Origin of the sequence: Isoptericola sp. S6320L (assembly GCF_023015685.1) — a bacterium.
GTDB lineage: Bacteria > Actinomycetota > Actinomycetes > Actinomycetales > Cellulomonadaceae > Isoptericola > Isoptericola halotolerans_A.
On record NZ_JALKAT010000035.1, the window covers coordinates 1 to 20,686 of the forward strand.

16 protein-coding genes and 1 tRNA gene are annotated in these 20,686 nt (G+C 74.1%); 11 read left to right on the forward strand and 6 right to left on the reverse strand.

All coding sequences use genetic code 11. The annotated features are described in order from the left end of the window. Window positions 1-54: 54 nt before the first annotated feature. The gene (locus MWU57_RS15220; RefSeq protein ID WP_106267830.1) at window positions 55-651 is read right to left on the reverse strand and encodes a TetR/AcrR family transcriptional regulator; all 597 of its coding nucleotides are present in this window, start codon (window positions 649-651) and stop codon (window positions 55-57) included. Between the two features lie 240 nt (window positions 652-891). Here MWU57_RS15220 and MWU57_RS15225 point away from each other — a divergent pair. From MWU57_RS15225 to MWU57_RS15260, 8 genes are all read left to right on the forward strand, one after another. Further along, window positions 892-963, forward strand: a tRNA-Gln gene (locus tag MWU57_RS15225). A gap of 96 nt (window positions 964-1,059) precedes the next feature. Next, window positions 1,060-2,691, forward strand: coding sequence for a bifunctional UDP-N-acetylglucosamine diphosphorylase/glucosamine-1-phosphate N-acetyltransferase GlmU (gene glmU / locus MWU57_RS15230; RefSeq protein WP_246910343.1), 1,632 nt, complete (start codon window positions 1,060-1,062; stop codon window positions 2,689-2,691). A 44-nt stretch (window positions 2,692-2,735) separates the two neighbouring features. Further along, complete coding sequence (locus MWU57_RS15235; protein WP_106267550.1) at window positions 2,736-3,719, forward strand: ribose-phosphate diphosphokinase; 984 nt, start codon at window positions 2,736-2,738, stop codon at window positions 3,717-3,719. Window positions 3,720-4,048: 329 nt separating this feature from the next. Next, entirely contained in the window at window positions 4,049-4,651 is a 603-nt protein-coding gene (locus tag MWU57_RS15240) for a 50S ribosomal protein L25/general stress protein Ctc (RefSeq protein WP_106267552.1), read from the forward strand. A gap of 181 nt (window positions 4,652-4,832) precedes the next feature. Then, entirely contained in the window at window positions 4,833-5,435 is a 603-nt protein-coding gene (pth, locus tag MWU57_RS15245) for an aminoacyl-tRNA hydrolase (protein WP_246910284.1), read from the forward strand. A 115-nt stretch (window positions 5,436-5,550) separates the two neighbouring features. Continuing rightward, window positions 5,551-6,696, forward strand: a complete 1,146-nt coding sequence (locus tag MWU57_RS15250; RefSeq protein WP_246910286.1) for a glycosyltransferase — start codon at window positions 5,551-5,553, stop codon at window positions 6,694-6,696. A 16-nt stretch (window positions 6,697-6,712) separates the two neighbouring features. Next, on the forward strand, window positions 6,713-8,443 hold the full coding sequence (locus tag MWU57_RS15255; protein ID WP_106267558.1) for a CpsD/CapB family tyrosine-protein kinase: 1,731 nt from the start codon (window positions 6,713-6,715) through the stop codon (window positions 8,441-8,443). Further along, a complete protein-coding gene (locus MWU57_RS15260; RefSeq protein WP_246910288.1) occupies window positions 8,440-9,642 on the forward strand; it encodes a glycosyltransferase in 1,203 nt (400 codons plus the stop codon). The genes MWU57_RS15255 and MWU57_RS15260 overlap by 4 nt, the downstream gene beginning before the upstream one ends. On the opposite strand, the gene MWU57_RS15265 is transcribed toward MWU57_RS15260, so the two are convergent. From MWU57_RS15265 to MWU57_RS15280, 4 genes are read right to left on the reverse strand one after another with little or no spacing between them, the layout of a single operon-like run. Continuing rightward, on the reverse strand, window positions 9,602-11,836 hold the full coding sequence (locus MWU57_RS15265; RefSeq protein ID WP_246910290.1) for a glycosyltransferase: 2,235 nt from the start codon (window positions 11,834-11,836) through the stop codon (window positions 9,602-9,604). The two genes, MWU57_RS15260 and MWU57_RS15265, sit on opposite strands and share 41 nt — an antisense overlap. After that, window positions 11,836-12,972, reverse strand: coding sequence for a glycosyltransferase family 4 protein (locus tag MWU57_RS15270; protein WP_246910292.1), 1,137 nt, complete (start codon window positions 12,970-12,972; stop codon window positions 11,836-11,838). The genes MWU57_RS15265 and MWU57_RS15270 overlap by 1 nt, the downstream gene beginning before the upstream one ends. Then, window positions 12,969-14,300 (reverse strand): O-antigen ligase, encoded by a 1,332-nt coding sequence (locus tag MWU57_RS18495; RefSeq protein WP_246910294.1) that lies wholly within the window; start codon window positions 14,298-14,300, stop codon window positions 12,969-12,971. The genes MWU57_RS15270 and MWU57_RS18495 overlap by 4 nt, the downstream gene beginning before the upstream one ends. Next, the gene (locus MWU57_RS15280) at window positions 14,297-16,315 is read right to left on the reverse strand and encodes a glycosyltransferase (RefSeq protein WP_246910296.1); all 2,019 of its coding nucleotides are present in this window, start codon (window positions 16,313-16,315) and stop codon (window positions 14,297-14,299) included. The genes MWU57_RS18495 and MWU57_RS15280 overlap by 4 nt, the downstream gene beginning before the upstream one ends. A 201-nt stretch (window positions 16,316-16,516) precedes the next feature. Here MWU57_RS15280 and MWU57_RS15285 point away from each other — a divergent pair, with 201 nt between their 5' ends. Genes MWU57_RS15285 through MWU57_RS15295 form a run of 3 tightly spaced genes read left to right on the forward strand, consistent with a single transcriptional unit; the run spans window position 16,517 to window position 20,048 of the window. Then, window positions 16,517-17,545, forward strand: coding sequence for an NAD(P)-dependent oxidoreductase (locus tag MWU57_RS15285; protein ID WP_106267568.1), 1,029 nt, complete (start codon window positions 16,517-16,519; stop codon window positions 17,543-17,545). After that, window positions 17,542-18,840, forward strand: a complete 1,299-nt coding sequence (locus MWU57_RS15290; RefSeq protein WP_246910298.1) for a class I SAM-dependent methyltransferase — start codon at window positions 17,542-17,544, stop codon at window positions 18,838-18,840. Before MWU57_RS15285 ends, MWU57_RS15290 begins: the two co-directional genes overlap by 4 nt. Then, complete coding sequence (locus tag MWU57_RS15295) at window positions 18,840-20,048, forward strand: methyltransferase domain-containing protein (RefSeq protein ID WP_246910300.1); 1,209 nt, start codon at window positions 18,840-18,842, stop codon at window positions 20,046-20,048. Before MWU57_RS15290 ends, MWU57_RS15295 begins: the two co-directional genes overlap by 1 nt. On the opposite strand, the gene MWU57_RS15300 is transcribed toward MWU57_RS15295, so the two are convergent. Next, complete coding sequence (locus tag MWU57_RS15300; RefSeq protein ID WP_246910302.1) at window positions 20,035-20,586, reverse strand: dTDP-4-dehydrorhamnose 3,5-epimerase family protein; 552 nt, start codon at window positions 20,584-20,586, stop codon at window positions 20,035-20,037. The genes MWU57_RS15295 and MWU57_RS15300 overlap by 14 nt on opposite strands. Between the last annotated feature and the right edge of the window lie 100 nt (window positions 20,587-20,686).

Here is a 20,686-nt window from a genome sequence, read left to right on the forward strand (position 1 = left end):
GGGGCGTCGGCCGAGCGGCGTGTCGTCCACCCACAACGGCGAAGAGGGGGCGGGTCAGGGGCCGATGAGGCCGGGCTTGCGCTCCATGCCCGCCAGGCCGTTCCACGCCAGGTTGACCAGATGTGCGGCGACGTCGGCCTTCTTCGGCCGCCGCGCGTCCAACCAGTACTGACCGGTCAGCGCCACCATCCCGACGAGCATCTGGGCGTACAGCGGCGCGATCTTCGGGTCCAGCCCGTTGCCCTTGAACTGGTCCGCGAGGATGTGCTCGACCTGCGCGGCGACGTCACCGATGAGCGACGAGAACGTGCCGGTCGCCTGGGCCACGGGGGAGTCGCGCACCAGGATGCGGAAGCCGTCCTCGGACGCCTCGATGTAGCCGAGCAGGGCCAGGGCGGTCCGTTCCACCATGAGCTTGGGGTGGCCGCCCTCGGCCAGCGCACCGGTGAGGGCCGACGTCAGGCCCTGCACCTCCCGGTCCACGATGACGGCATAGATGCCCTCCTTGCCGCCGAAGTGCTCGTAGACCACCGGCTTGGAGACCTCCGCCGTGGCGGCGATCTCCTCGACGCTGGTGCCGTCGAACCCCTTGGCCGCGAAGAGGCCCCGGCTCACCGCCAGGAGCTGCTCCCGGCGCTGGCTCGCGGTCATCCGGGCACGCGGGGCACGCTTGGACGCGCGGGAGTCGGCAGGCATGGGTCCATCATGCCTGGTCCGTGCCAGCCACCCTGTGGCCCGCACCACGTCGCGCCGGCGTCCGGTTCGCCCGGATGTGCGCGAGCCACCCCCGGCGACCTGGCAGACTGGGGCCCGGACGCGTGACGGCGGTGCGCAGCAGGTGGGCGGTACCGCGTGCTGCGGGGAGGATCCCGGACCGTCGTGGCGCACCGATCCGCCTTGGTGTAATCGGCAGCACACGGGTTTTTGGTGCCCTTGGTCCAGGTTCGAGTCCTGGGGGCGGAGCTCGCGACACCCGACAGAGACGGAGCACCGGTGGTTCCCACGGCCCCCCAGGGCGACCTGCACGCAGCCCACGGTTCGACGCCCGCGACGCACGGCATGCCACGACCGGCCGCCGTCGTCGTCCTCGCGGCGGGGCAGGGGACCCGCATGCGGTCCGCCACCCCCAAGGTGCTCCACGCCCTCGGCGGCCGCTCGATGCTCGGCCACGCGATGACGGCCGCCCGCGAGCTCGACCCGGTCCACGTCGCCGTCGTGGTGCGCCACGAGCGTGAACGCGTCGCCGCCGCGGCGCTCGAGATCGACGAGGCCGCCCTGGTCGTCGACCAGGACGAGATCCCCGGCACCGGCCGGGCCGTGCAGTGCGCGCTGGACGCGCTCGACGCGCGCGCCCACGCCGCCGTGGCCGCGGGCCTGGACACCACCGCGGTCGTGCACGACGGCGGGGAGCACCCGCTCGGCGACGGCCTCGACGGCGCGGTGGTCGTCCTCGCCGGGGACATCCCGCTGCTCGACGGCGCCGCACTGGCCGAGCTGCTCGACGCCCACCACGCCGACGGCAACGCCGTGACCATCCTGACCACCGAGCTCGAGGACGCCACCGGCTACGGCCGCATCGTGCGCGAGCAGGGCACCGGTGACGTCGTCGCGATCGTCGAGCACGCCGACGCCACGGCCGAGCAGCGGGAGATCCGCGAGATCAACTCGTCGGTCTACGTGTTCGACGCCGCGGTGCTGCGCCGCGGGCTCGGCGGGCTGGGCTCCGACAACGCGCAGGGCGAGGTCTACCTCACCGACGTCATCGCCTCCGCCCGGGCCGAGGGCGGGTCCGTGCGCGCGCTGCTCAGCGACGACCCGATGCTCGTCGAGGGCGTCAACGACCGCCTCGCGCTGGCCACGCTCGGTGCCGAGCTCAACCGGCGGATCCTGGCCGACTGGATGCGCGCGGGCGTGACCGTCGTCGATCCGGGCACCACGTGGGTGGACGCGGACGTCGAGCTCGCCCAGGACGTCACCCTGCTGCCCGGTACGCAGCTGCACGGGGCCACGCGGGTCGAGTCCGGCGCCACCATCGGCCCGGACACCACGCTGACCGACGTCGAGGTCGGCCCGGACGCGACCGTCGTGCGGACGCACGGCTCGCTGGCCGTCATCGGCGAGGGCGCGAGCGTGGGGCCCTTCGCCTACCTGCGCCCCGGCACGGTCCTGGGGGCACGGGCCAAGATCGGCACGTTCGTCGAGACGAAGAACGCCGAGATCGGCGCAGGTTCGAAGGTGCCGCACCTGTCGTACATCGGGGACGCGACGATCGGCGAGCAGAGCAACGTCGGTGCGGCCTCCGTGACCGTGAACTACGACGGCGTGCACAAGCACCGCACCGTCATCGGCTCGCACGCGCGGACGGGCGCGGACAACATGTTCGTCGCGCCGGTCGCCGTGGGCGACGGCGCGTACACCGGAGCCGGCAGCATCATCACGCGCGACGTGCCCGCGGGCGCCCTCGGCGTGAGCCGGTCCCAGCAGACGAACGTCGACGGCTGGGTCGAGCGCCGCCGCCCCGGCACGGCTGCTGCCGAGGCGGCCGCGCGGGCGAACGGCGCCGGCGAAGGGTCCGACGTCCTCGGCGCGCAGGCGCAGCGCGAGCTGGCCGAGCACAATGCCCTCACCGGGGCCGTCCCGGTGGTGCCCGACGACGACGCCGGGTCGCCGGAGTCGTCCGAGTCCGCCTGACACCGCCCGCACCTGTGCCCTCGTACGAAGGAAGAGCCCCCCTGATGAACACCTCCATCCCCGGTACCGGAGAGCGCAACCTGGTCCTCGCCGCGGGCCGGGCGCACCCCGAGCTCGCCGACGCCGTCGCCGAGGAGCTGGGCATCGGCCTGCTGCCCCTGTCGGCGTACGACTTCGCGAACAGCGAGACGTACGTGCGCTTCGGCGAGTCGGTCCGTGGCGCGGACATCTTCCTGCTGCAGAGCCACACCGCACCGGTCAACCAGTGGCTGATGGAGCACCTGCTCATGGTGGACGCCGCCAAGCGTGCGTCGGCCCGCACGGTGACCGCCGTGACGCCGTTCTACGGCTACGCGCGCCAGGACAAGAAGTCGCGAGGTCGCGAGCCGATCTCCGCGCGTCTGGTCGCGGACCTGCTGCGGACCGCGGGGGCGGACCGCATCATGAGCGTCGACCTGCACACCGCGCAGATCCAGGGGTTCTTCGACGGTCCGGTCGACCACCTGTGGGCGATGCCGCTGCTCACCGAGTACGTGCGCACCCGCGTCGACACCTCGAACGTGACCGTGGTGTCCCCCGACGCCGGGCGCATCCGGGTCGCGGAGCAGTGGGCGGAGAAGCTGGGCGGCGGGCCGCTGGCGTTCGTCCACAAGACCCGCGACGTCACGCGGCCGAACCAGGCGGTCGCCAACCGCGTCGTCGGCGACGTCGAGGGCCGCGAGTGCGTGCTCGTCGACGACCTCATCGACACCGGTGGCACCATCGCCGAGGCGGTCAAGGTCATCATGGCCGCCGGTGCGAAGTCCGTGGTGGTCGCCGCGACGCACGGCGTGCTCTCCGACCCGGCCGGTCAGCGGCTCAGCGAGTGCGGCGCGTCGGAGGTGGTGGTCACCAACACCCTGCCCATCGCGCCCGAGAAGCGGTTCGACGGCCTGACGGTGCTCTCCATCGCGCCGCTCATCGCCCGGGCGATCCGCGAGGTGTTCGACGACGGATCCGTCACCTCGCTGTTCGACGGCAACAGCTGAGACGAGGACGACAGCGCTGCGGGCGGCAGCCGACTTCCCTCTGTCCCGTCCCTCCGGGTACAGTAGTCAGGTTGCCTCGGCGAGGGACGTCTGACGGGCGCCGGCTTTTCGCAAGAATCGCCCGCAGAGCTGGATCCGTCGGATTTCCGTGATCGACTGGGCGGCTGCCGGTAGGGCGCGCACCGCGCCGACCGTGCGGCGCCCACGATCGCGTCCGTCACGTGTCCCACGCCGACGCAGCCGCCCGTCCGCGCCGGTTCCCCATCGCGGACAGCCGATGGCTCCCTCTGGTCGTCGGCACGCACAGACTCATCGCAGGAGTGATCCACATGGCCGAGATCAAGCTCGCCGCCGAGGCCCGCACCGAGTTCGGCAAGGGGGCCGCCCGTCGCGCCCGCCGTGCCGGCAAGATCCCCGCCGTCCTCTACGGCCACGGCGCCGACCCGGTGCACATCAACCTGCCGGGCCACGAGACGATGCTCGCCGTCCGTCACACGAACGCGCTCATCGGTCTCGACGTCGACGGCGAGAGCTACCTCTCGGTCGTCAAGGACGTCCAGCGGCACCCGGTCCGTCCGGAGATCGAGCACATCGACCTCCTCCTGGTGAACAAGGGCGAGAAGATCGCCGTGGACATCACGGTGCACGTCGTGGGCGAGTCCGCCCCGGGCTCCATCCACCTGGTCGAGGAGCAGACGCTGTCCGTCGAGGCCGACGCCACCAACATCCCGGAGTACGTCGAGGTCTCCATCGAGGGCCGCGAGGCGGGCGACCACATCGTCGCCGGCGACGTCCAGCTGCCCGCGGGCGTCGAGCTCCTCACGGACGCCTCCTACACCGTCGTGACGATCACCGAGCCGCGTGGCGAGGAGTCCGCCGACGAGGAGTCGGCCGCGTCCGCCGCCCCCGAGAGCGGTTCGTCCCCCGAGTGACCCTCGCCTGACGAGGTAGCAGCACCCGAACGCCCGACGGCGGCCACGTGCCGCCGTCGGGCGTTCTGCGTCGTGCCGACTAGGCTCCGACGTTGTGGGCTGAAAATCTGTGCGCCCATAAGTGGATAAAAAGCATGTTTCGGGCCATTTTTCGCGCCCACAACACGAAGGAGCAGGTGGGATGGCCGACAGTCCGTGGCTCGTGATCGGGCTCGGCAACCCCGGGCCGAAGTACGCCGGCAACCGCCACAACGTGGGCCAGATGGTGCTGGACCTGCTCGCCGAGCGCACCGGCAGCCGGTTCGCGAAGCACCCGCGGGCGCAGGCCGCGGTCGCCGAGGCCCGGCTCGGGACGCTGCCCGGCGGCGCCCCCGGACCGCGCGTCGTCCTGGCCAAGCCGACCACCTACATGAACACCTCCGGCGGCCCGGTCTCGGCGCTGGCGCAGTACTACGGGATCGACGCCGACCACGTGCTGGCGGTCCACGACGAGGTGGACATCCCGTTCGACACCCTCAAGCTCAAGGCGAGCGGGGGAGAGGGCGGGCACAACGGCCTGCGCGACATCTCCAAGGCGTTGGGCACGCGCGACTACCTGCGCGTCCGCGTCGGGGTCGGGCGCCCGCCCGGCCGGATGGACACCGCGGACTACGTGCTCCGGGACTTCTCGGCCACGGAGCGCAAGGACCTGCCGATCCTGGTCGACGACGCCGCCGACGCCGTCGAGATGGTCGTCACCGAGGGGCTGCTGGCTGCGCAGGGGAAGTACCACCCGCGGGCCTGACGGATGCCGTAGGCGTCAGTTTCACCCGCTCGTCCTGCCCTGATTCACCCGCCGACGGCGTCCTCGGGCGACCGACACCTGCCTACGCTGGTTGTCGGTCCGCGAGGGAGGGCACATGACGACAGGTGTCGCGCTCGCGCACGACTACGCGACGCAGCGTGGCGGCGCCGAACGGGTCGCGCTGCTGCTCGCGGAGGCGTTCCCCGGTTCGCCCCTGTACACGACGCTGCACGACCCCGACGGGACGTTCCCGGAGTTCGCCCGGCTCGACCTGCGCACCTCCCGCCTCGACCGGTCGGGCGTGCTGCGCCGGAACCACCGTCTCGCCCTGCCCCTGCTCGCCGGCGCCGTCGACGGACAGCGGGTCGACGCCGACGTCCTGGTGGCGTCGTCCACCGGATGGGCGCACGGCTACCGCGGCGCTCGTCGGACGGTCGTGTACTGCCACGCCCCGGCCCGTTGGCTGTACCAGCGGGACCGCTACCTGGGGCCCCCCGGAGGGGGCCTGGCCCGCAGCGCGCGACGCGCCGTCGTCGCGGCCGGCCTCGGAGCCGTCACCCCCGGGCTGCGACGCTGGGACGTCGCGGCCGCGGGCCGGGCGGACGCCTACCTCGTGAACTCCACCGTCACGCAGCGCGCCGTCCGTGAGGCGTACGGCATCGATGCCGAGGTCCTGCCGCCGCCGCCCGCGATGCTGCCCGTCGGGCCCGAGCAGGAGGTGCCGGCCCTCGAGCCCGGATTCCTGCTCTGCGTCGCACGGCTGCTGCCCTACAAGAACGTCGACGTCGTCATCGAGGCGGCACAGGCGGCGGGCCGCGAGCTGGTCGTGGTGGGCGCCGGACCGGACCGCGCTCGCCTCGCCACGCTCGCAGCGCGCAGCGGCGGTACCGGGCGCGTGCACCTGATGGGTCGCGTGGACGACGCGACGCTGCGCTGGCTGTACCGCCACGCCTCCCTGCTCGTGGCGGCCTCGTACGAGGACTACGGGCTGTCTCCGCTCGAGGCCGGGGCGTTCGGCCGTCCGAGCGTCGTCCTGCACGACGGGGGATACCTGGACACGGTCGTCGCCGGGGTCAACGGGGTCTTCTTCGACGCGCCGCGCGCCGACCTCGTCTCCGCCGCGATCGAGCTCGCGGCGTCGTCGCGGTGGGACGAGGCGCGTATCGCCGAGCACGTGGACCGGTTCTCGGCCGCGCGCTTCGAGGACCGGCTCCAGGCCGTCGTCGCTGAACAACGCACGACGGCCGGTGCGGGCCGATGACGGGAAAGGACGCCTCATGACCATCAGAGAGTTCCTGCGCACGGTGTGGACGGCCAAGTACCTGGTGCTGGCCGCCGTCGTGGTGGTCGTGGCCGGCGCGCTGGTCTACCTCGACCGCCAGGAGACGATGTACAGCGCCAGCGCCGAGGTGCAGGTCCTCGGGGTGCAGACGGCTCAGGGCAGCAGCGAGGAGCTCGTCGAGGTCACGGTCGACACCTCTGCCGACGACGCCCTGGCAGCACCGGTCCTGGAAGCGGCGGCCGAGGAGGTGGGGGAGACCTCCGCACCCGATCTCTCGGCGGTCGTGACCGTCGGCGGCGACGACGAGGACGCCTCGGTCGTCACGGTCAGCGCCGAGACGACCGATCCGGCGCGCTCGGTGGCGATCGCGAACGCCGTCGCCGCGGCGTACGTCGCGCACGTGCCGGTCCTCCAGGAGGAGCAGCTCGCCATCCTCGACGAACGCCGCGACGTTCTCTCGGAGCAGCTCGAGGGCGTCACCGAACGGATCGAACGCCGGCCTGAGGACCCGCTCGCCCTCGCCGAGCAGGACACGATCGTGACGGAGTACACGACGCTCACCGAGCGCTTCAACACCCTCGGGTCGATCACCGAGCCGGCCGAGGTGGTCGCGCCGGCCGAGGGAGCGACAGAACTCGGGCCGGCCCCCGCAGTCGTCGTCGCCGTCGCCGCGCTGGTGGGACTGCTCGCGGGCATCGGGCTGGCCTTCGCCCGGCGCGGTCTCGACTTCCGCGTCCGCACGACCAGCGAGGCCGCACGGCTCGCCGACGCGCCGGTGCTCGCCGAGCTCTACTCCGTGCGCGACGCCCGACGCGACTTCGCCGCGTCGCAGATGCTGCCCGTCTCGAGCAAGGTCGCCACGCCGTTCACCGAGTCCATCCGAGAGCTGCGGACCTCCGTGCAGGTCTCGCTGGACTCGTCCGAGCCGATGGTCATCGCCGTCACCGCGGCGGACCCTCATGCGCCACGGTCCTTCATCGCTGCGAACCTCGCGGCGTCCTTCGCGCTGAGCGGCCGGCGGACCATCGCCGTCTCCGCCGACCTGCGCCGCCCACAGCTCGACCGGATGCTGCCGTTCCCGGACGGCTGGCACGGTGGACGGAAGGGCGTGCGGGGCACGAAGGTGCCCAACCTCGGCGTCCTCACGATCACCGAGGACGCGATGGACCCCGCGGACTTCCTCGCGACGGCGCGGGCCACGGCGATGATCGACGGCCTGCGGGAACGGGCGGAGGTCGTGGTCATCGACGCACCGCCGGTGCTCGCCGCCGCGGACGCGACGATCCTCGGGCGGTACGCCGACGGCGTGGTGCTCATCGCGTCCGCGGGCCGGACGGACGCCGCCGTGCTCCGCGAGGCGGCCGAGCGACTCCGGACGACGAACGTCCGGCTCACGGGTGTCGCGCTCGAGGGGGTCAAGAGCGACCGCAGGATGCTCTACGCCTCGACGTACGGCGAGGACGACGGCGCCCCGTCGCGGGTGCGCTCGCTCGTGCGCCGCTCGGACCCCGCGCCGGTACCCGACCAGGAGAGTGCGGCAGCCGAGCCCGCGACGGCGGGGCCGGCGCCGTCGTCGAACCAGGTCCCGGCGTGGGACGCCGTCGTCACGCCGCGTGAAGGGAGCACGAGCAGCAGCGCGGCCGACCGGTCCGCCGACAGCCCGGCCGTCGTCGGGGCAGGCAGCGCTCCCGAGCCGGTGGACGGACCCCGCCCGTCCCGTCGGTGAGCACGGCCCCCGGTCACGGCCCGCCGCCCGCCCCCGTGCGGGTGCTGGTGCTGGACCACACGGCGGCACCCGGCGGTGCGGAGCTCGCGCTGGTGCGGCTCTGCGCGGCGCTCGGCCCGGACGTCAGCGTCCGTGCCGTGCTGTTCGCCGACGGACCCTTGCGCCCCGCTCTGCTGGCCGTCGGTGTGCCGGTCGACGTGCTCGAGCTGGATCCCGAGGTGGCGACGGTCGGCCGTCGCGACGTCCTGCGCGGCGGGCTCGGGGGGCTCCGACGCGTCCGGGGAACGGTGTCGTTCCTGGTCCGGCTGGTCCGCCTCCTGCGGCGCCTGCGCCCTGACGTGGTCCACACGACGTCGCTGAAGGCCGACCTGCTCGGGACGCTCGCTGCGACCCTGGCCGGACGACCGGTCGTCTGGTACGTCCACGACCGGATCGCCCCCGACTACCTGCCGCGCCCGCTGGTCTCCCTCGTCCGTGTCGCCGCGTACCTCCCTCGCGCCGTGATCGCGAACTCCCGGGCCACCGCGCGGACGCTGCCGCGGCACGCGACCATCGCCTACCCGGGCTTCTCTGCCGACCAGATGTCACCGGACGCACCACACGACGGGCCACACGACACACCACGGGACGCGCCCGTGGTGGGGATCGTCGGTCGGGTCAGCCCGACGAAGGGGCAGCTCGAGCTCGTCCGCGCGCTGCCCGCCGTCCTGGCCAGGTACCCGCGGGCGACCGTGAGGGTCGTGGGCGGGGCGCTGTTCGGTGCCGGGGACCACGCCCGCGAGGTCCGGACCGAGGCCGAACGGCTCGGTGTCGACGCCCACGTCGAGTGGGCCGGGCACGTCGAGAGCCCGGCCGAGGAGCTCGACCGGTTCGACGTCTGCGTCCACGCGTCCCCGGTTCCCGAGCCCTTCGGGCAGGTGGTCGTCGAGGCGATGGTGCGCGGGGTACCGGTCGTCGCGACCCGGGCCGGCGGCGTGCCGGAGATCCTGTCCCACCCGGACGGCGATCTCGGGGTGCTGGTCGAGACCGGCGACGTCGACGCTCTCGCGGCCGGGGTCCTGGCGGTCCTGGACGATCCCGTCGCGGCGCGTGAGCGGGCGCGGCGGGCGCGTGAGGTGGCCGTGGAGCGGTTCGCCGTGGGACGGACCGCTGCGGTGGTCACCGCTGTGTGGGGCCGCGCCGCCGCAGGGCGTCGATGACCCCGGCCATCCGAGCCGCCTGGTCGCGCCAGGTCGGGATGTCGTCCGCCCCTCCGCCGTCCGCGGGCCGGCGGCCCTGCAGCACCCCTCGCACCGCGGCGGGGAAACCGGCGGCGTCGCTGCTGGTGACCAGCGGGTCGGTGGCGTCCCGGAAACCGGCGACCGGCGTGGCGACGACGGGTCGGCGCACCGCCCGGTACTCGTAGAGCTTGATCGGGTCGAGACTCGCCGTGAAGTCGTTGACGAGGTGCGGGACCAGCAGCACGTCGGCGTGCTGGAGGTAGGCGGGCACGGCGGTCCAGGGCCTGGGGCCGAGCAGGACGACCCCGGCGTCCCGCACCGTCGCCCGTACGGCGGGTGCGACGTCGACGACGGGTCCGACGACGACGACCGTCGCCTCCCCGGCGACGGCCCGGGCGGTCCGGACCAGGAGCGGGACGTCGAACCGGTCGGGGTGGACGGTGCCGAGGTAGACGGCGACGGGTCCGTCGGGCAGGTCGGACGGCCGGGCGACCGGTGACCGGTACCGTTCGACGTCGACCCCGTTGGTGACGAGGAGCGCGTCGTCGCCACCGAGCTCTCGCCGTCGTCCGCCCTTGGTGCGGAGCAGGTCCGGCGAGCACACGGTCACCGCGACGCACCGGCTCAGCAGCAGGTCCTCGTCGGCGTCGAGCCGTGCGCGTTCGGCAGGCGTGCGCTCGGCGGCGGCCCAGTCGTCCGTGACGTCGTAGAGCGCCGGCCAGCCGCTGGACCGCACCAGGGTGGCCGCGGCCGGGTCGTTCACCCAGAGCACCGGCGCGTCGAACCCGAGGGTGCGGGCGGCCCGCCGGACGCCGCGTGCGAGGCGCTCGTCGGCGCGCGGGTCGATGCGCCGGGGCAGCAGCTTGGTCGGCTGGTACAGCCGCAGCCGATCGGCGCCAGGCTCGCCGGCGGGCGGTCGGTGCAGACCGCGGCCCGCGCGCGGCCGCGACCGCCGGCTGAGCTGGTGCAGGGGGTCGGCGGGCGGTTCGACGAACAGGACCCGCAGGTCGGGGTCCGTCCGCAGCAGCTCGGTGACCAGGTGCTGGTTGCGTCGTCGGACGAGGTCCCAGTCCTCCAGCGAGACGACCACGACGTCGTGCCCGGTGCCCGGCTGCGGTCGTGCCCCCGCACGCCGGGCGGACCCCAGCACCTGGCGGTACACCGCCTCTGTGGCGGACGCCTGCGCCGCGGGCGAGAAGTACCGGTGCTGACGCTGCCTGGCGGCCCGGCCGTAGGCGTCGCGACGCTCCGGGGAGGCGGCCAGCTCCGCCAGGTGCTTGCCCGCCAGGGCGGGGTCCTGTGGCGGGTAGCAGGCCAGCGGATCGAGGCCCTCGAGCAGCTCGACGTGCCCCCCGGCGCCGGCGGCGACGACGGGCAGCCCGTCCGCCATCGCCTCGAGGACGCTCAGCCCCAGCCCTTCGACGGGACAGGGTGCGAGGAACAGCGCCGCCTGCGACATCAGCGCGTCGACGTCCGCGCGCTCCCCGAGGAACGTCACCGACCCGTCGAGCCCGAGCCGGTGCGCCTGCTCCTCGAGAGCGGGTCGTCGTGAGCCGTCGCCCGCCACCAGGAGCTGCCACCCGCCGGCCGCGAGCCCGGAGCTCGCGAACGCCTCGAGCCCGACGTCGGCACGCTTCTCCGGCTCGAGCCGCTGGGCCATCAGCACCACCGGGAGCCGCTGCGCGGCCACGGGGCCGTCGGGGCGCCCGGGGATCCCGGGGGGAACCACGGTGCTGGTGCCGTCGACGTGGGCAGCGACGTACTCGCTGATCGACAGCTGTGCCCGGACCGTCCTGCGCGCCAGCGCGGCGGCCAGGCCCCCCAGCGGTCCCGACCCGCGCGGGCGGGCGAAGTGGCGGGTGGTCACCACCGGGGGGAACCGGCCCGGCAGCGTCGTCCAGGCGGCGAGCGCCGCCGCGACCTCGGCGGCCGTCATGTGCGTGTGGACCACGTCGGCGTCGGTGGCGGCCCGCAACGCCCGGACCACGTCCGCCGTGGTCGCGGCGGGGACCAGGCGGACCGACGGGTCGGCGACCGCCGCGGCCATCCGTTCGGTGGCGCCCCCGACGACGCGCACGTCGTGCCCTGCTGCGGCCTGGGCGGCCGCGAGGCGGGACACGTGCCGCTCGACCCCGGCGAAGCCGTCGGACCGGACGGCGTGCACGATCCGCATCAGCGGGCCGCCGTCCGGTCGGTACCGCGGGCGAGCGAGCGGAACAGGTCCAGGTACTGCCCGGCCACGCGGCCCCACGTGTGCGCCTCGGCCTCCCGGCGCGCGGCGCGCCCGAGCGCCGCCCGTTCGCCGGGGGTCGCCCCGCCGATCGCCGCGACGCCCCGTCGCACGTCCTCGACGGTGCGATCGACGAGATATCCGTCGACGCCGTCACGGACCACCTGGGGTGCGTAGCCGACCGGGGTCGCCACGACCGGGACACCGCACGCGAGGGCCTCGAGCACGACCAGGGCGTTCGCCTCGTAGGCGCTGGGGAGGGCGAGGAGGTCGGCGCCGTGCAGGAACGGTCGGGAGTCCACGACCTGGCCGGCGAGGTGCACGCGGTCGGCGATCCCGAGCCGGCGGACGTCGCGGCGCAGGGCGTCGAGCATCGTGCTGGTGCCTCCCACGACCGTGACGTGGACGCCGGGCAGGTCGACGACGGCCTCGAGGACCAGCGGGAGCCCCTTGCGGGCGAACTCGTGCCCGACGAACACGACGTTCGTCGCGCCGTCGGGAAGGCCGGCCCGTGCGCGCCCGCGCTCCGCGGCCGTGGGCGGGCGGAACCTCTCGACGTCGACGCCGTTGCCGATGACCTGGGTCCGCGCCCGCACCCGGGAGTAGGTGCTGACCAGCGCGTCGCGCTCGGCCGGCGTGAGGTTCACGACGACGCGGTGGGTCCCGCTCCGGTAGCGCCAGGTGTCGCGCACGGACGTGAACAGGTGCAGCGGGTTGCGCAGCATGCGCCACGCGTAGCCTCCGCGCGCGGCCATGGCCACGCGGAGGATCCCGTGGTTGACGTAGACGTCGCCGGCGAGGGCGTCGTTGTGGCACACCCCGACCGTGCCCGGTTCGCGGGCGAGCCTGCGCCGCGCGAGCAGCGACCCGACCGTGGAGAACCACACCACCCGGCCGAGCAGGACCAGCCGGCCGCGCAGGCCGGGGCCGGGCTCGGGGAGCCAGCCACCGCGCGCGTCGTCCAGGGTGAAGCGGTCGACGTCCACGCCGGCCGCACGCCACTCCTGCTCGAGGTGATGGGCCACCGCACCGACACCCGTCCCGGGGCCGATGGTCGGGGCGATCTGGAGGATCTTCATCGGGCCGCCATCTCCTGCACCGACCGCAGCTCGTCCACGGGCAGTGCCTGACCGGTCTGCTCCCGCGCCTCGCGGCGCGCACGGGCGTAGTCCTCGGCGCCGAGGCAGACGCCGATGACGGCGAACGGCACGGACACCACGACCGCGGTCCAGAACAGGTCGAACTGCCCCTGGATCAGCCGCATCAGCAGGATCGAGAACGCGAGCGTGCCGAACCGCGGATCGATCCGCCAGAGCACGATCAGCCCGCCGAGGAACAGCACGAGGAACCCGGCGAGCCCCGCGATCCCGGCGGAGGACAACATCTCCAGCTCGGCGTTGGGGGGCTGGAACACGAACTCCGTGCGGTCGGCCGTCCACCAGCGCAGGCCCACGCCGAACCACGGGCTGCTCTGCCAGACCTCGATGGCGTCCTGGTACCAGGTCAGCCGCTGGTTGGCGGAGTTGAACTCGTTGTCCTGCGAGAGCTGCTCCTGCACCGCGCCCCACACGAAGTAGATCGCGGGGATCGCGGCGAGCAGGATGAGCTTGGAGCGCTTGCGGTCCGGGTCGGCCCGCAGGGTGATGAGGATGACGCCCACGGCCAGGCCGACGAGCGCCTGCCGGGCCTGGGACGCGAGCACCGCCAGGGAGCAGAGCCAGAAGGCCGACTGCGCGAACCACCGTGGCCAGCCGACCCACCACGGCCGGGCGTACGCCACGAGGGCGGCGAAGGCCACCACGGACCCGATGAGGTTCTTGTGCATCGGGTAGGGCCAGTCGAGGTAGACCGGTCCGGTCGCTCCGGCGGCGAGCTGCTGCACCGCGACGAGGCAGGTCAGGGCGGAGATGACGAGGCACACCCCGAGGAACAGCGAGAGGGCGAGCCGTGCCCGCCCGGCACGCCCCACGGCCCAGCCCACGACGAGCGCCCCACCCGCGGACAGCCAGGCGTGGAACCACTCGACGGTGTTGGACTGGTAGGGGTTGACGATGACCGTGAACAGCGTGCCGACCTGGTAGACGGCGGAGAGCCACAGCATCGAGCGCATCGGTCGGGAGTAGGGGCGCGGGGCGAGGAACAGCGCGAACCAGAAGGCGGCGAAGAGCGCGAAGTCAGACATCGACAGGTCGAGAGCGCCGCTGCCGACGCGTTCGACGACGACGAGCGCCGGCATCGCCAGGACCGGCAGCGCGACCGGTTCGTAGAGCGTCAGGCCGACGACGAGCACCAGCGCCGCCGCGGCGACGGCGAACGGTGCGTAGTCCGGGACGAGGGCGCCGACGCCGACGAGCACCACCGTCACCGCGGCGACCCCCGCGAGCCAGGCCATCGAACGCCGGATCACGAGGCCCCGACCGCTCGGGCGGACGTCCGGCGCAGCAGCGCTTCGGTGCGGGCCGGGCCCCGGACGTAGGACCGCAGCCGACGGCGGGCGGCCGCGCCGCGTTCCCCGTCCAGCAGCACCGCGCGGGACACCGCGCCCACGACGGCCCCTGCGCGCGCCACCTGCCAGCCGAGGGCGCCGTGGTGCTTGCGCAGGAAGTGCTCCTGCGAGGCGTGGAAGTGGACGTCGCGCCGGCCCGGGTCGTCGCTGGTCGCTCCGCCGAGGTGCAGCGCGTGCACCTCGGGGACGACGGCGTGCCGCCACCCGGCCCGGTTGGCGCGGTAGGCCCAGTCGGTCTCCTCGGCGTAGAGGAAGAACCGTTCGTCGAAGCCGCCCACCTCGTCCAGCGCCTCTGCCCTCAGCAGCAGCACCGACCCGATGACGAAGGACCGCGTGGCGGGCGTGCGGCGCAGCGCGCCGAACCCGAGCGCCTCGACCCATGTCGCCGTCGGTGAGGGGTAGGGCCACACCACCCGCGCCGGCGAGCCGTCGGCACCGACCTGCGCCGGGCCGACGCTCGCCGTTCGCGGCCGGGCGTGCAGGGCTGCCTGGAGGGCGACGACGTCGTCGGGGCCGACCACGGCGTCCGGGTTGAGCAGCAGGACGTCGGCGCCCGGTTCCTGCCGGTGCGCGAGGGCGTGGTTGACGCCGGCGGCGAAGCCCCCGTTGCGACCGGGGTCGAGGTAGCGACCGCCGAGGCCCTCGGTGATCTCCTGGATCTGCGGCATCGAGGAGTTGTCGACGACGGTCAGCGTGAGCTTGCCGGCCAGCGGCTCGAGCGCCGTGCGCACGAGGTGCGGCGCACCGTAGGCGACGACGACGACCTCCGGCGGGGCCGGTGCGGCGGTCACGACGTCGCTCGGGGTCCGGGCGGAGGTCACCTCGCTGTAGAGGTCGTGGTAGCGCCGGGCGACCTCCTGCCACGAGCACGACGCCGCGCGGTCGGCCCCCGCGGCCCGCAGCCGGCCGGCGAGCCCCGGCTCGTGCCGCACACGCAGCAGCGCGGACCGCAGGGCCGACGGGCCGTCGGGCGGCACGAGCAGTCCGGCGCCGCCGACGACGTCGGGCAGCGCCCCGGTCTCCGTGGCCACCACGGGGACTCCGCACGCCATGGCCTCCACCGCGACCCGGCCGAACTGCTCGGTCCAGCCAGGCGTCTCGCGGGACGGCACCACGAGGACGTCGAGCGAGCGGTAGAACGCCACGAGGGCGTCGCCGTCGAGCGCCCCGTGGAAGCGCACGTCCAGTCCCGCCGTCCGGGCCTGGTCCTCCAGCCTCCGGCGGGCCGGTCCGTCCCCGGCCAGCTCGAGCCGGAGGTCAGGTTCTCCCGCGACGGCCCGCAGCAGGACGTCGACACCCTTGTGGTCGGCGAGGCGCCCGGCGTAGCCCACCCGCCACGGGCGTCCGCCGTCCTGCGACGGGACCGGCGCGGCGGGGGAGAAGTGTGCCGGGTCCACGCCCAGGGGGATCGTCTCGACCCGACCGGTGGCGCCCTTGTCGGTGCAGATGCGCCCCGCCTGCTCGTTGCAGACCGACACGCCCGCGGCGGTCCGCAGCGCGTGGGCCTCGAGCCAGCGGAAGGGCCACGGGTAGCGCTTGCGCAGGTTCTGCGCCGAGTACAGGACCACAGGCGGTGCCGGGCGCCGACCCAGCAGCGCCCGGAGCCGGCGCAGGGCCAGGACCTCCGCCGTCGCCAGGGCGAACGGCTCCTCGTGGACGTCGACGAGGTCCCAGTCGTGGCCCAGCGCGCGCCACAGGGCGAACGGGTCGTAGACGAAGAGCGCAGGGTGCCGACCGGCGGTCCGCACCCCGCGGACGGGTTCGCCCGGCCGGGCGACCAGCCGGACTCGCGAGCCCCCCTCGTCCCACGAGCGCGCCGTCAGCAACCGGACGTCGACGCCGCGGCGGCGCAGCGCGCGCTCGCGTTCGCGCCACGCGTCGACGACAGCGCTGTGCGACACGCGGAGGACCTTCATGACGACGATCGTCCCCTGCGCGCCCGGACCGTGGAACGGAGGTGCCGGTGAATCACCCGGTGCGCGCCCGAACTTCACCCGTGCCACCGTGCCGCGGTTCACCCGGCCGGGGCGCTTTTCCACCCGCTCCACGCCTGTCCTGCCCTCGAGGCTTCTGGTTACTGTCGACGCGATGCCGTTCCGTGACCGGAGGAGACTGCCATGAGGGTTCTTGTCGACGGCGACCGGGGCTATGTCGGTGCCGTCCTGGTACCGCTCCTGCGGGCCCACGGGCACGAGGTCGTCGGCCTCGACGTCGGGTGGTACGACGGCTGCGACTTCGGGACGCCCGCCGCGGACTACGAGCAGCGCACCGGCGACGTCCGGGACGCGCGGCCGGAGGACCTCGAGGGCTTCGACGCGGTGGTCCACCTCGCGGCGATCAGCAACGACCCGATCGGGCACCTCGCACCGGACGCGACCTTCTCGGTGAACGCGGGCGGAGCGGTCCACATGGCCGAGGCGGCGAAGGCCGCGGGCGTGCCGCGCTTCCTGTTCTCGTCGTCGTGCTCCCTGTACGGCGCGGCGGGGGACGCACCGGTGGACGAGCAGAGCCCGTTCCACCCGGTCACGCCGTACGGCGAGTCGAAGGTACGCGCGGAGCAGGGGATCTCCCCGCTCGCGGACGACTCGTTCAGCCCCACGTACCTGCGCAACGCGACGGCGTACGGGTCGTCGCGGCGGCTGCGGGCCGACATCGTCGTCAACAACCTCACGGGCACGGCGTTCACGCGGGGCGAGGTGCGGCTGCAGTCCGACGGCTCGCCGTGGCGGCCGCTGGTGCACGTCCAGGACATCGCGCGGGCCTTCCTGGCCGCGCTCGAGGCGCCGCGTGAGGTGGTGCACGACCAGGCGTTCAACGTGGGCCGCGACGAGGACGTCGTGCAGATCCGCACCGTGGCCGAGCAGGTCGCCGACGTCACCGGGGCGCCCGTGACCTTCGCGCCGGGGGCGGGGGCCGACGCCCGCAACTACCGCGTCGACTTCGGCAAGATCCGCAGCCTGCTGCCGGCGGCCGACCCCCGCTGGACCGTGCGGGACGGCATCGAGGAGCTGTGGCGGGACATGCGCCAGCGGGGCCTGACCACCGAGGACTTCGAGCAGACGTTCGTCCGGCTGCACCGCATCCAGGAGCTGGCGGCCGCCGGCCGCCTGGACCTCGCCTCGCTGCGCATGGTGGTGGCGGCATGACGGCGACGGCGTCCGCGGCGGCCGCTGCCGGGCTCGCGGCGTCGGCGCCGGCGTGCCGCCTGTGCGGCGCGGAGCTGACGCGCACGTTCGTCGACCTCGGCATGTCCCCGCCGTGCGAGGCGATCCTGCGGGCGGACCAGATCGACCAGGGGGAGACCTTCTACCCGCTCAACGTGCGGATCTGCACGCAGTGCCTGCTGGTGCAGCTCCCCGCCTACGTCGCCGAGACGGAGATCTTCGACGACTACGCCTACTTCTCCTCGTTCTCCACGAGCTGGGTCGAGCACGCCCGCCAGTACGTCGAGAAGGCGACCGACCGGCTCGGCCTCGACGCCGGGTCGTCGTTCGTCGTCGAGGTGGCGAGCAACGACGGCTACCTGCTGCAGCACGTGCAGGCGCAGGGCATCCGCTGCCTGGGCATCGAGCCGTCCCGCACGGTCGCCGAGGCGGCCGTGGCGAAGGGGATCCCGACGCTCGTGGAGTTCCTCGGGGAGCAGAGCGGCCGCACGGTCCGCGCCGAGCACGGACCGGCCGACCTCGTCGTGGCGAACAACGTGTTCGCCCACGTGCCCGACATCGTCGACTTCGCGAAGGGGCTGCGGGCCCTCGTGGCCGACGACGGCCGGGTCACGATCGAGATCCCGCACCTGCTGCGCCTCATCGAGGGCAACGAGTACGACACGATCTACCACGAGCACTTCTCCTACCTGTCGCTGCTGACCACGCAGCGGGTGCTCGCGGCGGCCGGGCTGACGGTGGTCGACGTCGAGGAGCTCGCCAGCCACGGCGGGTCGCTGCGCACCTGGTCGGCCCCGACGGAGGCCGTGGAGTCCGGGCGCGTCGTCCCGACGGCGGCGGTCGCCGAGGTGCTCGCCGCCGAGGCCGACTTCGGCCTGCACAGCGTCGAGGGGCACGACGGGTTCGCCGAGCAGGTGGCGCAGGTGCGCGACGACTTCGTGTCGTTCCTGCTGGACGCACGCCGCGCCGGCAAGCGGGTCGTGGCCTACGGGGCGCCGGGCAAGGGCAACACGCTGCTCAACCACTGCGGCGTGCGGGCCGACCTCCTGGAGTTCGCGGTCGACCGGAACCCGTACAAGCACGGCCGGTTCCTGCCCGGCACGCACATCCCCGTGCACGCGCCCGAGGCGCTCGACGCGGCACGACCCGACTACGTCGTCATCATGCCGTGGAACCTCCGGAAGGAGATCTCGGCACAGCTCGCCCCCGTCGCCGACTGGGGCGGGAAGCTGGTCGTCGCGCTCCCGCACCTCGAGGTGTTCGAGCCGGGGACGTGATGGGCGCCCGGCCGGTCACGTCCTGGCGGTGCCGGTGGTGCGGGACGGACGACGGCTCCGTCGTGCTCGACCTGGGCGAGCAGCCCGCGGCCGACGCGTTCCCTCCCGCCGGGGCCACGGGAGCGGACGACGTGTACCCGCTGCGGATGGTCCTGTGCGCCGGGTGCGGCCTGGCACAGCTCGAGGAGGACCCGACCGACGCCGACGAGCCGCGAGGGATCGAGCCGGCAGCCCTCGTCGCGCAGGCCCGTGAGGCGGTCGACGACCTCGCCGCCGCCGGCCTGGCGGCCTCGGGTGCCCGGGTGGCCGAGCAGCCCAGCCCCCACGGGGGTTCCTGGCTGGGCCAGCTCGCCGAGCGCGGCCTGACGATCGTCCCGGACGAGCCGGGTGCCGACGACGAGCAGCGGGTCGACCTCCTCGTCGACTCGCTCGGCATGATGCACGACGCCGACCAGCGGGCCGCCCTCGCGGACCGGGCCGGCCGCCTCGCCCCCGAGGGGGTGCTCGCCCTGCACGTCCACCCGCTCGGCACGATCCTGCGCACGAGCGCCTGGAACGCGCTGCGGCACGGGCACTACGCCTACTACTCGGTGACCTGGCTCGTGCGCGCCGCCCGGGAGGTCGGCCTCGTGCCGGTGGGGCTGTGGCGGTACGCGCTGTACGGCGGCACGGTGGTGCTGGCACTGGTGCCGGCCGGGTCGCGGCGTGCCGCGGAGCATGCCGGGTCCGCGGCGCTCGCGGACCTCGATCAGGTCCTGGACGACGAGCGGGCCGCCGGGGTGACCGACCCCGACGCCGTGGGACGGTTGCAGGCCGAGGTCACCACGACGGCGACGGCGCTGCGGGCGTGGGTGGACGACCACTGCGCGGAGGGGATCGTCGGCTACGGAGCGGCCTCCCGGGCGGTGGCGCTGCTGGCCGCGGCGGGGGTGACAGGTCGCGACGTGCGCGCGGTGGTCGACGCGTCGGCCGCCAAGCACGGCCTGTCGATGCCGGGGACCGCAGGGGCCGACGGTGCACCGCGGATCCCGATCGTCGAGCCGGCCGCGCTGGGCGGGCTCAGGCCCCGATGGGTGGTGCTGTTCGTCCCCGACCTGCTGGACGAGGTGCGCCGGGCCTACCCCGAGGTGGAGGCGTCCGGCGGGAGCTGGGTCGTGGCCGAGCCCGCTCCGGTCGTCGTCGCCCCCGACGGGGTCACGACGCGCTGAGGCGACCGGTGAGCTGCGCCCACGACCCCGCGGCGCGGTCGCGCTCGCTGACCGTCGTGATCTCCGCCGGCCAGGCGATGGCCAGGTCGGGGTCCAGATGGTGCACGGCGACGTCCTCCGTGGGGTCGTGCTCGGCGTCGATGCGGTAGCAGACGTCCGCCGTCGGCGTCAGGGTCTGGTGGCCGTGGAGGAATCCCCGCGGGATGTACAGCGACACGAAGGTGTCGTCGTCGAGCACGACCGACTCCGCCTGGCCGAACGTCGGTGACCCGGGTCGCGCGTCCACCACGACGTCGAGCACGGCGCCGTGGGCCACCCGGACCAGCTTGGCCTCGCCCGACCCCACGCGTCCGTGCATGCCGCGCACGACACCCTGGTGCGAGCGGGACTGCGAGTCCTGGACGAACGCCGCGGGGTCGATGCCCGCCTCGCGCGCGGTGGCGTCGTCGAACGTGCGCGTGAAGAATCCGCGCTCGTCGCGATGCGGGGTGGGCACCAGGCGCAGGAGCCCGGCGAGGCGGGTGGTCTCGACACGCATGGCTCGAGGCTAGGCGGTCGGCCTACGAGCAGCCAGCGGGCACCCGCCCGGACCGCTCCTCACCCGGGTGAATTGGCGTCAGGCCGTTGAGGCTGCTCGG